Source organism: Streptomyces sp. f51, from assembly GCF_037940415.1.
GTDB lineage: Bacteria > Actinomycetota > Actinomycetes > Streptomycetales > Streptomycetaceae > Streptomyces.
Window position 1 is genome coordinate 7,285,288 of sequence record NZ_CP149798.1, and the last position, 13,977, is coordinate 7,299,264.

At 72.3% G+C, this 13,977-nt stretch carries 10 protein-coding genes; 6 read left to right on the forward strand and 4 right to left on the reverse strand.

Annotated elements, in window-relative coordinates; translation table 11 throughout:
• Positions 1 to 124: 124 nt before the first annotated feature.
• The 3 genes from WJM95_RS31620 to WJM95_RS31630 all read left to right on the forward strand — a co-directional run bounded on the left by WJM95_RS31620 (position 125) and on the right by WJM95_RS31630 (position 5,662).
• A complete protein-coding gene (locus tag WJM95_RS31620; RefSeq protein ID WP_339133950.1) occupies positions 125 to 1,792 on the forward strand; it encodes a PQQ-binding-like beta-propeller repeat protein in 1,668 nt (555 codons plus the stop codon).
• A gap of 239 nt (positions 1,793 to 2,031) precedes the next feature.
• Positions 2,032 to 4,104, forward strand: coding sequence for a glycosyl hydrolase family 28-related protein (locus WJM95_RS31625; RefSeq protein ID WP_339133952.1), 2,073 nt, complete (start codon positions 2,032 to 2,034; stop codon positions 4,102 to 4,104).
• 343 nt (positions 4,105 to 4,447) lie between these two features.
• Positions 4,448 to 5,662: an MFS transporter gene (locus WJM95_RS31630; protein ID WP_339133954.1), complete on the forward strand. Its 1,215-nt coding sequence runs from the start codon at positions 4,448 to 4,450 to the stop codon at positions 5,660 to 5,662.
• 40 nt (positions 5,663 to 5,702) lie between these two features.
• Here WJM95_RS31630 and WJM95_RS31635 read toward each other — a convergent pair whose 3' ends face one another.
• The 3 genes from WJM95_RS31635 to WJM95_RS31645 all read right to left on the reverse strand — a co-directional run bounded on the left by WJM95_RS31635 (position 5,703) and on the right by WJM95_RS31645 (position 9,761).
• Positions 5,703 to 7,079 carry an aromatic ring-hydroxylating dioxygenase subunit alpha gene (locus WJM95_RS31635; RefSeq protein WP_339133956.1) on the reverse strand — a complete coding sequence of 459 codons (1,377 nt, stop codon included), beginning with the start codon at positions 7,077 to 7,079 and terminating at the stop codon, positions 5,703 to 5,705.
• 137 nt (positions 7,080 to 7,216) lie between these two features.
• Positions 7,217 to 8,629 carry an FAD-binding protein gene (locus WJM95_RS31640; protein ID WP_339133958.1) on the reverse strand — a complete coding sequence of 471 codons (1,413 nt, stop codon included), beginning with the start codon at positions 8,627 to 8,629 and terminating at the stop codon, positions 7,217 to 7,219.
• 109 nt (positions 8,630 to 8,738) lie between these two features.
• Positions 8,739 to 9,761 (reverse strand): hypothetical protein, encoded by a 1,023-nt coding sequence (locus WJM95_RS31645; RefSeq protein ID WP_339133960.1) that lies wholly within the window; start codon positions 9,759 to 9,761, stop codon positions 8,739 to 8,741.
• A 129-nt stretch (positions 9,762 to 9,890) separates the two neighbouring features.
• Here WJM95_RS31645 and WJM95_RS31650 point away from each other — a divergent pair, with 129 nt between their 5' ends.
• The 3 genes from WJM95_RS31650 to WJM95_RS31660 are packed head-to-tail and all read left to right on the forward strand — an operon-like array spanning position 9,891 to position 12,189.
• Positions 9,891 to 10,466, forward strand: a complete 576-nt coding sequence (locus WJM95_RS31650) for a methyltransferase dimerization domain-containing protein (protein ID WP_339133962.1) — start codon at positions 9,891 to 9,893, stop codon at positions 10,464 to 10,466.
• A 9-nt stretch (positions 10,467 to 10,475) separates the two neighbouring features.
• Positions 10,476 to 11,003: a methyltransferase gene (locus WJM95_RS31655; protein WP_339133964.1), complete on the forward strand. Its 528-nt coding sequence runs from the start codon at positions 10,476 to 10,478 to the stop codon at positions 11,001 to 11,003.
• Positions 11,004 to 11,061: 58 nt separating this feature from the next.
• Positions 11,062 to 12,189, forward strand: a complete 1,128-nt coding sequence (locus WJM95_RS31660) for a serine/threonine-protein kinase (protein ID WP_339133966.1) — start codon at positions 11,062 to 11,064, stop codon at positions 12,187 to 12,189.
• A gap of 75 nt (positions 12,190 to 12,264) precedes the next feature.
• Here the strand turns inward: WJM95_RS31660 and WJM95_RS31665 are convergent, their stop codons facing one another.
• Entirely contained in the window at positions 12,265 to 13,779 is a 1,515-nt protein-coding gene (locus WJM95_RS31665) for a PepSY-associated TM helix domain-containing protein (RefSeq protein ID WP_339133968.1), read from the reverse strand.
• Positions 13,780 to 13,977: the final 198 nt, after the last annotated feature.

The window sequence follows — 13,977 nt, forward strand, 5'->3', positions numbered from 1 at the left end:
GCGCACCGCACCCGGCGTATATCCGATGGCGCCCGGGGTGCGGAGAACGGGAGCATGAACGGCCGCCGTCCCGCGCAAGGGGCGGCGGCCTTCGACGTGCGCGCGCCTTCTGGAGGACATCTGCATGACCGTACTGCCGCTGGTCCGACGTGTGCTGGGCGACGCGCCCTTCGCCGGGACGGGACTGCCGTGCCTGGCCGTCCTCGACGGTCGTTCGCGCAGGATCGCCGTGGCCGGCGACGTCGGCCGGCTGCAATGGAGCGGCAGCGGGACGGCGGACGCGCGCTGGACGGGGGACCGGATCGGCGTCTACGACCGCGACACTCTGCGCTGCGAGCACCTGGTGCGATCGCGCTACCCGGTGAACTCCTCCGCCTTCCACCCCACGCTTCCCCTGCTGGCCGTCGGCACCGGATGCTACGACGGGGGCTACGCGTTCGAGGGCGAACTCCTCCTGCTGCACCTGGACACCGGCACCGTGGTGTCCGCGCTGCGGTACGGGCGGGAGGTGCTGAGCCTCGAATGGTGCGGTCCGACGCGGCTGGGTCTGGTGCTGGCGCCGTGCGACGACTGGGAGAACGACGACGCGCACGAGCAGGGGCACGAGGCCGTGGTCTCCCGTGACGACTGGGGAGCGGTGAGGCCGGGGGACATCGAGCCGGAGGAGCTCTCGGCGCCCGTGCGGCCGGCTCCACGTCCCGACCACCGGGCCGACACACGCCGGCTGCTCGCGGACCTCGCCGCCGGGGCCGGCCGGCGGTGGTCGCCCCGGCGACGGGTGTGGGCCGTCGAGGGCAGGGAGGACGGCCGGGTGCTGGCCGCCCTGGACGGAGTCCTCGCGGAGTCGTGGTCGTCGTCGGGGCAACGCGAGTGGGCGGTGGAGGACGACGAAGGGGGCCGCCAGCTGGTCCCCGCCGCCGACGGGACCTCGGTGTGGGCCAACGGCGACCGCCGCATGCGGCGAGGCGACGGAGGCTGGGAGCGCCCCGCACCCCGGATCGCGCGCGTGGCGGTCGACACGGGCCAGGTGCTGGAGACGCTGAGCCTGACGGAGTCCGCCGTCCTGGTCGCCGGCGGTGGCAGGGTGCTGGCGAGGCCGTCGGACCATACGCACCGACGTGGCGAACGGCTGACGATGTTCGGCCTCGCCGATCGGGCGGAGGGCCGGGACGGCGGCGGCTCCGAAGTGGACGGGAGCTCTCTCCTGGAGGCCGGCACCTTCGAACCGGCCACCCACGCCTTCCAGGAAGTCGGCGGATTCGACCTGTTCAACCACCCGTTCCCGGTCAGCCGCGCGAGCCGTCCGTACGTCCTGGTGGGCACGCGGCCGGACGCGCCGCACAAGGACAAATGGATCGTGTCCCTGGCCGCGGACGGTACGACCCGGCGGCTCTTCCCGCTCTCCTGGGTGCCCGAGGAGCACCACTTCGGCGGCCCGGCGGCCGAGATCGGGCAGAGCCTGGTCTACGCGGGGGCGGTCCACGACGGAGCCGGGCTCCAGCCCGGTGGCGCCTATGTCGTACGGCGCTCCCTCGACGGCGCGGTGCAGTGGCAGCACCGCACCGATCGTCCGGCCACCGCGCTCGACGTCGACGAGGACACGGTCTACGTCGCGTACAACTCGGGCGCCCTGACCGCGCTGGACGCCGACGACGGCACGGTCCGCTGGCACACCGAACTCGCGGTCGACGGGGCACCGACCACGGCACTCTCCCTCGCCGTCGCGCCGCACGGGAACCTGCTCGTCGGGACCGTCGACGGCCGGATTCTGGAGTACGTGGTCCGGCCCTGACCGGCGCACGGTGTCCTCCGGGAGCTGAGACCAAAGCGCAAGCAACGCAAGATGCGCAAAAAATCGACGGACGCTTGCAGGATTCGTACTGAAAGATGGAAATACGTGTCCTGCGTCTTGTCGCGGTGTCCAGGCGCACCCTAATGTCCCGGTACGCAGCGGCACGGCTCCCTGACCGCCGTGCCGCCGCGCACCGAGCTGCCCTCGGTGTCCTCCGCTTCGAGAGAAACGAGAAGCCGATGGCGCGGTACACCCTCCACACGGCCGCCGGGCGGGTACGGGGCCGTGCGCGAAGACCCGTCCGAGCGGTCGCGGTGGTGACCGCGGCCGCCGCCGGACTCGTGCTCGGGCTCGGGGCCCCGGCTCCGGCAGCCGCCGGGCACGGCGACCGCCAGGGCGCACCGGCGGTGACCCGGGCCGGGCTCGATCCCGCCCTGGTCGCGGGGCGCGGTGCCTCGGTGGACTTCGCCGAACAGGAGGCGGAGAACGCGACCACGAACGGCACGGTCATCGGCCCCGACCGCACCGCCTACACCCTGCCCTCCGAGGCCTCGGGCCGCTCGGCGGTGCGCCTGAAGCCGGGCCAGTACGTCGAGTTCACCCTGCCGCGCGCCGCCAACGCGCTCACCGTGCGGTACAGCGTTCCCGACGCCCCTCGGGGCGGCGGCATCACCGCGCCCCTCGACGTCACCGTGGCCGGCGGACACCGCACCACGATGCCGCTCACCTCGCGGTACTCCTGGCTCTACAACCAGTACCCGTTCAGCAACGACCCCCAGGGCGACCTGCTGCACCCCGACTGGTGGATCACCGAATGCGGCTGCGTCCCCGCCTCCACCACCCCGGCGCCCACCGTCGACAAGCCGTTCCGGCCCAGCCACTTCTACGACGAACAACGACTGCTGCTCGGCAAGAGGTACGCGGCCGGTGACACCGTCCGCCTCACCGCCCCCAGGAACTCCGGAGCGGCCTGGACCGTCGTCGACCTGCTCGACACGCAGCTCGTCGGCGCCCCGCACGTCGAGAAGCACGCGGCGAACGTCGTCGCCTTCGGAGCCGATCCATCCGGCCGCCGTGACGCGGGCGACGCCTTCGACCGGGCCATCGCCCACGCGAAGAAGCGGCACCTCAAGGTGTACGTGCCGCCGGGTACGTACCAGGTGAACCGGCACATCCTCGTGGACGACGTCACGATCGTCGGGGCCGGCAGCTGGTACACGGTCGTCAAGGGCCACCAGGTCACCCTCGGCGCCCCCGCCCCCGACGGCTCGGTCCACACCGGCGTCGGCTTCTACGGCAAGGACGCGGCGGACGGCGGCAGCCACGACGTCCACCTGTCGGGCTTCGCCGTCGAGGGCGACGTACGCGAACGCGTCGACACCGACCAGGTCAACTCCATCGGCGGAGCGCTGAGCGACTCGACCATCGACGGCCTCTACCTCCACCACACCAAGGTCGGCATGTGGTTCGACGGCCCGATGACCGGCCTGCGCGTCACCCGCACCGTGATCGCCGACCAGATCGCCGACGGCGTCAACTTCCACACCGGCGTGAGCGATTCGAGCGTCACGGACACCTTCGTCCGCAACACCGGCGACGACGGCCTCGCGATGTGGTCGGAGAAGACGGGCGACGCGCGCAACGTCTTCGCCCACAACACCGTGCAGAGCCCGGTCCTCGCCAACGGCATCGCGCTCTACGGCGGCACCGACAACACGGTCACCGGCAACCTCGTCGCCGACCCCGTCAGAGAGGGCAGCGCCGTCCAGGTCGGATCGCGCTTCGGGGCCGAGCCGTTCACCGGAGAGCTGCGGATCACCGACAACACCACCGTCCGCTCCGGCCCCTTCGAGCTCAACTGGAAGATCGGCCTCGGTGCCATCTGGTTCTACGCCCTGGAGCGGGACATCGACGCCGACATCCAGGTCACCGGCGACCACTTCCTCGACAGCACCTACAACGCGATCATGCTCGTCTCCGACTTCCCGGTGAAGGACAAGTACGCGATCCGAGGCGTCCACTTCAAGGACATCCGGGTGGACGGCACCGGCACCTCGGTGCTCAGCGCCCGCTCCGCGGGATCGGCGTCCTTCGAGAACGTGGACGCCCGCAACGTCGGTGCGGTGGGCGTCAACAACTGCGGCTCCTTCCATTTCCCCGCCTCCGGATCCGAGTTCTCGGTGAACGACCTCGGCGGCAACGACGGCGGCGGGACGACCGGCCCCTGGCTGGCGTCCTGGGAACTGCCGAACACCATCACCTGCGACGACCGGCCCCCGGTGGTACCGCCCCCGGCCCCGGCACCCTGGTGAGGAACGTCTCTCACCGGCGAACACGCACGGGCGCGGCGGCCGATCCCATCGGCCGCCGCCGCGGTGTGCGGCCGTACGGAGCCCCAGCCCGCGCGTGGCCCTGGGCGCGTCCGGGCACCGGTCCCCGCCCGGACGGGATGTGTGGCCCCAGCAGCTATCCTTGCTCACCGGCCGGGGTCGACCACCGCAGCCAGAGGCACCGGGCCCGACCCGGCGCCGCACATCGCGGGGCGATCTTGGAATGGATGCCGCGGCGTCATTGCTGCACTCCCCGTGCGGACGAGTCCGCACCACCCCGCTCCTGGTCCCCGGCCCGTTTGTCTTCGAAAGGTTCTCCCGCACCATGCCCTTGGCTCTGCTGGCCCTGGCTGTCGTCGCGTTCGGCATCGGCACCACCGAGTTCGCCACGATGGGGCTGCTGCCCCAGATCGCCGACGGAATCGGTGTGTCCGTACCGCACGCCGGCAACGTCGTGTCGGCGTACGCGCTCGGTGTCGTCGTCGGCGCCCCGCTGCTGACGGGCATATGCGCGCGTGTCCCGCACAAGCGGCTGCTGCTGCTCCTCACCGGCCTGTTCGTGATCGGCAACACGGCGTCGGCGTTCGCCCCCGACTTCGGCACGCTGTTCGCCGCCCGCTTCATGGCGGGCCTGCCGCACGGCGCGCTCTTCGGCGTCGGCGCCGTCGTCGCCTCGCGACTGGTGGCTCCCGACCGCGCCGCGCGCGCCGTCTCGAAGATGTTCCTCGGACTCACCATCGCCAACATCGTCGGCGTCCCGGCGGCCACGGCACTCGGACAGCATCTGGGCTGGCGCGCCGCCTACGGCGCGGTCGCCGTCATCGGCCTGGTCGCGCTGGCCGCGCTGGCCGCCTTCGTCCCGCACCAGCCGCGCGGCGAGCAGTCCGGCGTGCGGCACGAACTGCGGGCCATGGGCAACAAGCAGGTCGTCATCGGTCTGGCCACGGCCGTCGTCGGCTTCGGCGGATTCTTCGCCGTGTACAGCTACCTCGTGCCGATGCTCACGCACCTGACCGGCCTGTCCGGCACCTCCACCACCTGGGTCCTCGCGCTGTACGGCGTCGGCATGACGCTGGGCACCCTGATCGCCGGACCGCTCACCGACCGCGCGCTGCGCCCCACCATGTACTGGGGCCTCATCCTGCTGGCGGCCGCCCTGGTGGCCTTCTACTTCGCGGTCCACAGCACCGTGCCGGCCCTGCTGATGATCACGCTCATCGGCGCGATGGGCTCCCTGATCACCACACCGATCCAGATGCTGCTCATGGCCAAGGCGAAGAACGCCCCCACGATGGCGGCGGCCTCCAACCACTCGGCGTTCAACCTGGCCAACGCCGGTGGCGCCTGGCTCGGCGGACTGGTCATCTCGGCCGGCTGGGGCTGGGCCGCCCCGAACCTGGTCGGCGCGGCGCTCGCCGTGGCCGGTCTGGGCCTCGCCTTCACCGGCGGCGTCATGGACCGGGGCAGCCGGCGCTCCGAAGTGATCACGCAGGCCGCGCCGGTGGCCGAGCCGGAGACGCCGGTCCGTACCGCGGACTGACCGGGCCACGCGACGCACGCGCGCGGAGGGGGCGCCGGACCTACTCGGGCATGCCCGCGCCCTCCACCGCGGGACCGGCGGCCTGCGCCGGTCCGGCGGGTTCCGTGACATCGGCGGGGTCCGCCGCACCGGCGTCGCCCGCTAGCGAGGCCGCGTGGTGCGCGGGTCCCGCCATGCCGCACGGCGCGCATCCGGACGCCGTCTCCGGACGCAGCGGTACGCCGTTGTCGCGCAGGACGTCACGGAGGTCGAGGATGAGCGGGAACACCTCGTGGTTGTGGTCCTCGCCCTGCTCGTCCCAGGCACGCTGCTCGGCCTCCACCGCCGTCCGGTCCTGGGCGAAGACCCGCTCGGTGAAGCGGCGGATGAGCGGCCAGGCCAGATGCAGCGCACCGGGCACCGCCGGCTTCGCGATGGTGAGCAGACCGTAGGCGTGATTGACCCGCTGCTCCGCGTCCTCCGGCACGTAGGCCGCCCAGAGGGAGAACACCGGAAGGTCACTGCCCTCGGGGACGTCCCGAAGAGTCTGGTACGGGTACTCGGTGCGGATCGTGATGACGTCGGGCCGGTCCGCGCCCCCGAACCCCTCCGCGGACAGCAGCCCCGCGCCCCTGTCCTTGCGTCCACCGGCCGGGACGAAGAGATACCGCGCCTCGACGTGCCGCGGCCCGGCGTCGTACCCCAGCAGTTCCGGCCGGATCCTGCCGAGCACGCTCCGGTGCAGGAACTGATGGTTCATGTCGAGCAGGTTCTCGTGCATGAACGAGTAGTGGCAGCGCACGGTCCGGGAGAACGTCATGGTGCGGTGGGCGGCCGAGTGGTACTCGGGCAGGAACGGGAACGGCGCGTCCTCGGCGAGCGCCGGGTCACCGGGGAACACGAACACCAGGCCGTAGGCCTCGCGGACCGGATACGAGCGCACCCCGCGCGGCGGCCGCTCACAGCCCTTGGGCAGATACGGGATCTGCGAGATGCGGCCGTCGCCCCGGTAGGCCCACGCGTGGTAGCAGCACCGCAGGACGTCCCCCTCGACCACGCCCATGCTCAGCGGCACCTGGCGGTGCGCGCACCGGTCCTCCAGCGCGTGCACGGCACCGCTGCGCCCCCGGTACAGCACGATCCGCTCACCCGCGAAGACGGCCGCGAACGTCCGGTTGCGCCGCACCTTGCGCGAGGTCGCCACCGGGTACCAGTGATCGGGGGAGATGCCGACCCGGCGGAGGTCGGAGACCGCGTCGGGCCGGGCCGCGGGACGGCTGTCCGAATGGCGCGGCACCGGGGCCTCCGGGCGGGAGACGGAGTGCTGGTCAGGTCCGGGGCGGTCGTGCCGGGCCTCGGTCATGAGCGGTGCTCCCTTGCCCTCGGGGTGCGGGTTCGCGTCGTGCGGCAGCGGGGAGACCGCGCGGCCGTGCTCCACCTTCCAACCGTCACCGCGGCCGCGACGCCCGTCAACCGCGGGAGTGCGTTGGTGTTACGACCCCGGTGCCGCTCCGCGCTGGAGAGGCGGCGGCTCCGGGAGTCGTGCGGTCGGCACCTGTTCGGGAGCCTCCGGCGTCAGAACCGTCCTCGCGCGAACACGCCGTCCGGGTCGAGAACGCGGCCGATCCGCTGCCGGAGCACGCCGTGGGGACGGGGGAGGGGGTGATCGATGTCGGGACGGTAGGGCTGATGGCCCTCCGCCACGAACGCCCGGTGGAGCCGGTCGAGCGTGCGGTGGGCGTCGCCGACGGCACGCGCGTCCCGCGGCGGGAAACCGAGGGTGACGACGTGGTCGATCGTGTCGGCGTCGAGCACGTTCATGGTGACGCCCGGAGCTGCCGTGCGGCCCTCCAGCGCCGTGGCGATCAGCTCGGCGGCCCGTGCGACGGCGGACCCGAGGAACGGGACGACGGGAAGGAACATCAGCAGGCCACGGGCGGTGTCAAGACAGCGTGCGCAGCAGCCCGTCTTGCGCCGGAAGAGCGTGTCGTCGGGGTCCGGCAGACCCGCGTAGGCGCGGTGCACCTGTTCGTCGGCGGTGTGCGGGGGCGCGGCCACGAAGGGCGAGCCGTGCCCGGCGGCCCTTTCGGCGACGAGCCGGGACTGCGCGGCGACGAGGCCGGCGTCGCCCGTGAGGCAGATGTGCACGAGCCAGCGGTCACGGGATCCGGGCCGGCGCAGCCGCGCCCGGACCCCGTAGGTCCGGGCTGCGACGAGGTTGTAGATCTTGGTCGTGGCGGGGATCAGACGCTGGGCGGTCCAGGTGCGCAGGACGTCGACGGCGGCGGGGAGTTCGGACTCGGCGAAGGTCAGCGGCAGCACACGTACCTCATCCGGCCGGGGCAGCAGACGGACGACGGCGGCGGTGGCCACGGCCATCGCGGACTGGGTGAAGACGTGATTGAGGGAGGGGCCGCGGCAGTGCGGCTGGACGGTTGCGGAGCGCTCGTCCGGCCACCAGCCGCAGCGTGTGAACGTGCCGTCCGCCAGGACGAGTTCGAGCCCGGCCAGATCCTCCGCGCGGCCCCGGTGCAGGCCCACTCCCCGTTCCAGGATGTTGCCGAGCACACTGGTGTGCTGCGAGGCGCCGGTGAGATTGAGCATCCGCTCCGAACCGTCGAGGCGTCCGGCCAACTCGCCCTGTGTGACGCCGGGTTCGACGACGGCGTACCCCGCCCGGAGGTCGATCGCGCGGACGCGGTCGAGCCGCGAGAGGTCGAGGACGGTGGCGCCGTCCGCGACCGGACTGCCCGAGCCGAGGCCCCAGTTGAAGCCGGTGCTCACCGGATGCAGCGGGGAGTGCGCCCCGCTGGCCGCTCGCCGGGCCGTGTCCCGCACGATGCGCACCACCTCGTCGGCATCGCCGGGCCGCAGCACCTCGGCCACTTGCCGGGCGCGGAACCGCCCCGACTCGACGATCCCGTGGCCCGCTTCCGCTCGCGCGGCGGAGGCCGAGGAAGGGGTGGACGTCCCCGGGGCAGTGCTCATCGTGTTCTCTCCTGGACGAACTCCGGCCGGGCCCGGCCGGGTTGGGGCGGCCGCGGTCGCGGCCGCCGGGGTGCGGGGGCGCGGCCTCACCCCGACCGGTACGGACCGGCTACCCGGAGGCGCGGGGGCTGAGGTGGCCGAGCCGCTGCCGGGCGAGGCGTTCGGCGGCCTCGACCCCGGTCTCGGGCCGCCGCGGACCGGGTTGCTGGGTGGTCTGGGCCATGAGCAGACTCTGCTCCGTCGATCCGCCGAACCGGTCGCACACCCAGACATGAGCGTCGTACAGATGCTGGACCGACGCATGCACGGCGGTCACGGACGCCGGGGCCAGCCGGTCGAAGACGCCGCTGTTCCTGGACTGGCGCATGCGGGCGACGAGCGCGTGATGATCCCTGGTCTGTAGCCCGCTGAAGCCCGCGTTGACCGTGGGCGGGGTCATGGTGTCGCGTACGGGGCCGTACAGATCCGGCGGGAAGTCGGCGGCGTAGCGCATGGAGACGGCGGTGCTGCGGCAGATCCGGCCGAACGCGCGGACCACCTCTTCCTCCTCGTGTTCGGTGCCGCCGTGGTCGAGGTCGCACAGGGCGACGATCAGCAGTTGCAGCATGACGAAGAAGCGCTGATGGCCGACGAGCCATCGCTCCCGGGCGGCTGCCGCCGGGTCTGCGGGCTGCCAGCGGGTGTGTTTCACGGCCGGGCTCGGCACACCCGTGAGGAAGGTGCCGACCCCGAGCAACAGGTCGTCCGGGTCCTCGTCGAGGGTGCTGCCGTTGCGGGCCAGGTCGTCGCGGACGAGGAGGTCGCTGACGACCAGCGCGGCGGCGAGCAGCCCGGCGCCGCCGCCACCGGCCCGCCGCACCGAGAAGAACCGGTCGTGGATGTCGCCGCCGGCGGGACGCGAGCCCTCGACGGGCACACCCCGATCGAGTCGGGTGCCGCACCAGGCCAGCAGCTCGGTCCGGGCCGCCGCCGCGGCTGTGCCGTCCTGGAGGGCGGTGGCGTACAGGCCCGGTGGCAAACCTTCGTGCAGGGAAGTGAGTTGCTCACCGACACGGGCGGTGGTGGCGGGAAGATCCGTGGGCAACGGCAGGGTCAGAACGGTGGGACTGCCGTGCACGGCGTCGTTCGTCACAAGTCTCTCGGCTTCGATCGGTGACAGAGGGTGTAACGGAGGGCTCTTGATCCACTGCTCTAAGTGCTCACGGGGAGTGCTTCTGACCCACCTTCACTGCCGAGCGGGAGTAGTGCCATTCACCAGACGATGGACAAGGCGGCGAACCGGCCGGTTCGCCCCCCGGTGGCGGCCGGCCCCGCCGACGCGGCCGAACCGGGGTGGGCCACACCGGTCCCGCTGATGGAACTGACCACCGGATTCTGGCGGTTCAAGGTGCTGGCCGCCGGTGTCGACCTCGGACTCTTCTCGGTCCTGTCCCGGTGCGGAGCCGTCGACGCGCGCACGATCGCCGCGGAGCTGGGCCTGCATCCCAGGCCCGCCCGGATGCTGCTCGCCTGCTGCACGGCCCTCGGGCTGCTGACGCGCGAGGACGGCCGCTATCGCAACGCGGCGATCGCCGAGGAGTTTCTGGTCGAAGGCCGGCCGCACTACTTCGGTGGCTTCGTCCGGTACTCGGACCGGCACGGCTATCCCGGCTGGGGACGGCTCCAGGAGGCGATCCGTGACAACCGGCCCACCACCTGGGACCCCGACCTCCAGGAATCGGCGTTCGTCACCACGGACCCCGAGATCCTCGAAGGGTTCTGGGAGGCGATGTTCACCCTGTCGTCGTTCACCGCGCGGGCACTGGCCGACGCCCACGACTTCACGGCGTACGGCTGACTGCTCGATGTGGGCGGCGGCACCGGGGCGTTCCCCGTCGGACTGTGCCGACGCCACCCCCACCTCGGCGCCACCGTCCTCGACCTGCCGCACATCACCGAGATGACCCGGGAGAAGGTCGCCGCGCTCGGGCTGACGGGCAAGATCAACACCCACGACGGCGACTTCCTGTCCGACGAGCCGCTGCCGTCCGGGTACGACGTGATCCTGCTCAGCATGATCCTGCACGACTGGGACGAGGCGACCGGACGCCGACTGCTGGAGAAGTGCCACGCGGCGCTGCCCGACGGAGGAGCGGTGATCATCTGTGAACTCGTCCTCGACGACGACGAGACCGGTCCCGCCCCGGCGGCGCTGATGGGGCTCAACATGGTCGTCGAGACACGCTCGGGCCACAACTACACCCACGGCGAGTACCGGCGGTGGCTCGCCGACGCCGGCTTCACCGACATCTCGGTGGCACCGCTGGACGCCGCCGGGGCGAACGCGGCGCTCATCGCGCGGAGGACGAGTGCGTCCGAGAGGTCGCCCGGATAGGGTCGGCCGAGTCCGAGACAACGCCGAAGCCCTGGTCATGGGCGCCGAGGAGCCGTCGATGCGCACCCCCGAGCCGCGCCACGACACACGGCTCGCCGCGTACGGGCGGGTGTCCACGCGGCTGTCCCTGCTGAGCGACCGCCGGCTCGGCGAGATCGTGGCCGGGGCGTCGCCGCTCGGGTCCGGCATCGGCGGCAGGTCCGCGGAACTGGACGTCGACGGCACGCGCGTGTTCGTCAAGAAGGTCCCGGTGACGGACGTCGAGCTGCGCCCCGGGAACATCCGGTCGACGGCGAACCTCTTCGGGCTGCCGATGTTCTACCAGTACGGAATCGGCTCGGCGGGGTTCGGGGCCTGGCGCGAGCTGGCCGCGCATGTCATGACCACCAACTGGGTTCTCGGGAACGAGTACGAGGGCTTTCCGCTGATGTACCACTGGCGCGTCCTGCCCGACGCGCCGCCCGAGGGGTTCGCCGACGCGTTCGGCGGTATCGAGGGGGCGGTCGAGCACTGGGAGGGTTCGGCGGCCGTGCGTGAGCGGCTGGAGGCCATCGGCCGTTCATCGGCCGCTCTGGTTCTCTTCCTGGAGCACATCCCGGAGACGCTCGCCGACTGGCTGCACGACCACGGCGCCGCCGCACCGGAGAGCGGCGGGGGGTCGTCGTATCTCTGGGCGGAGGAAGCCCTCACGCGCGGCACCGCCTTCATGGGCTCGCGCGGACTCGTCCATTTCGACGCCCACTTCGCCAACATCCTGACCGACGGCCGGCAGGTGTACTTCGCCGACTTCGGGCTCGCGCTGAGCTCGGACTTCGAACTGACCACGGCCGAGCGGGAGTTCCTCTCCGCCCACCACCTCTACGACCGTTGCCTCATCGCCCGCCACCTGCTGCGCCATCATCTGCCCGCGGGTCCGAGCGATGACGGGGAGTACGCGGTCTTCCTGCGCGAGTGGATCGCCGGGCGCCGACCCGACGGCGTACGGTCCGAGATCGCCGCGATCGTCGACCGGAACTCCCGGGCCGCCGCGGCCATGGGCGAGTTCGCCCGGCGTCTGCTGACCGAGAGCAAGCGAACCCCGTATCCTGCCGCCGAGTTCGAGAGGGCCTGGGACGGGCGCCGCAGCGATCGTGGCGAGCAGCTGAGGTCCGACGGCCAGGGCATTTCCCTGTCAACTCGGCGGTGAGCGGGGCCGCTTTGCATCGCGGCCCCGCAAAGTGCGAACTGACCCGGAGCTGTTGGGCCGATCAGGGCTGTGGGATCAGCCCGTGGAGGCGGTCCCGTCGGTGGGCGGGGTCACCTGTCGACGGCGCCGTACGGCACCCACGACCAGGTCGGCGGCCAGGAACACGGCGAGGGGCAGGCCGAAGAGGGGGAGCGCCCACCCGAGCGCGGCGACGGCGAGGACTCCGGCCGCCAGGGCCCCGTACGGGATTCCGCGCCAGGCACCACGGGCCGGCGGGGTGCCGAGAAGGGCGCGCCGATCGGCGCGGGTGGGGCGCCGCTGCCACCACATGCGGTAACCCAAGACGGTCATGCAGGTCAGTCCGACGGCCAGTACGGCCAGCAGGATCTGGTTGAACAGACCGAACAGCGTGCCCATATGGGCGTTGATGCCCCAGCGCGTCAGCCTGGCCAGGACCGGCCAGTCGGCGAAGTCCACCCGGTCGACCACCTTGTCGCCGGCGGCGTCGACGGCGACGCTGTCGCGGCCCACCGGCCAGAGATCGCGGGTCTGCGACACGGTCCAGGCGGTGGTCCCGTCCCGCGGCACGCCGATGGCCACGGGGCCCGACAGGCCGTCACGCCGAGCCGCATCGAGGACCCCGTCGATGGCGCTCGGGTCAACACCGCGCCCGGCGTGGGGACTTGCCGAGCCGCCGTGGTGGTGGCCGCCCTGTCCGTCGGCGGACGCGCCGGGCAGAGCGGTGGAGACCCCGGGCGTACCGGAGCGCAGCGCGTCCAGCGCCTCACCGAAATGAGCGCCCGCGAAACGGGACCAGGTCAGGCCGGTCGCGGACAGGGCCAGCAGGCCGATCGCGAGCCACACGCCCGTCGCCGCATGCCAGCCGCGTGTGCGGCGCACGCCCTTGCCCGCGCCGAGGTCGGGGAGCAGCAGACGCCGTGCGGTCCGGTCGCGGCGCAGGCGGCGCCACCACAGGACGAGGCCGCCCAGGACGAGGACCCACAGCCAACTCGCCGCGATCTCGGAGTAGTAGCGGCCGGTCGTGCCCAGGTGCAGGTTGCGGTGCAGGTCGTCGAGCCATGTCTTCAGCGGTGTGGAGCCGTACCAGGTGGTCAGCTGCCCGGTGACCTCGCCCGAGTACGGGTCGACGTAGACGGTGTGCGCCCGCTCGCCCAGTTCGGGCAGCGCGAAGTCCACCTGCGTCGTGGACGCCCCGCTTCCGGGCCGGACGGCGACCAGCGTGCCCTTCGGGTGACCGGCCCGAGCGGCGTCCACCTGTTCGGCCAGCGACCGGGGGGCGCCGGCGGGATGCGCGACGGTCAGCTCCTTGTCGTAGACGAACGAGTCGAGTTGAGGGGTGAAGGTGTAGAGCAGGCCGGTCACCGCCGCGACGAGGAGGAACGGTGCCACCAGGACTCCGGCGTAGAAATGCAGCCGGGCCAGCAGAGGCCCGAAACCCGTCGGCCGTTGTCGCCTGCCGGGTGTCCTGTCCTGGGTCTCGGTGCCCCCGGGCGCGGGGCCGTCCTCCGGTGTGTCGGTGGTCTCCTCGCCCGGAGCGGGCACGTCGGGGGCATCGGAGCTGACGGACATCGGTTCCACCTCGTTCTGTGTCGGCTGCGCCGGATGCCGCTCCCCGGTCCCGGGCGGTGCGCGCCTCGGTGACGACCGGGCCACGGCGTCCGTCTAACGGCCCGTTTCCGGCCGTGCGGAGAAGCAGTCGGACGGGCGGGCCCTCCAGTTCCCGTGGTGATCCGAAAAGTGTGCGCGGGGGCCGGATGGAGGCGGTGA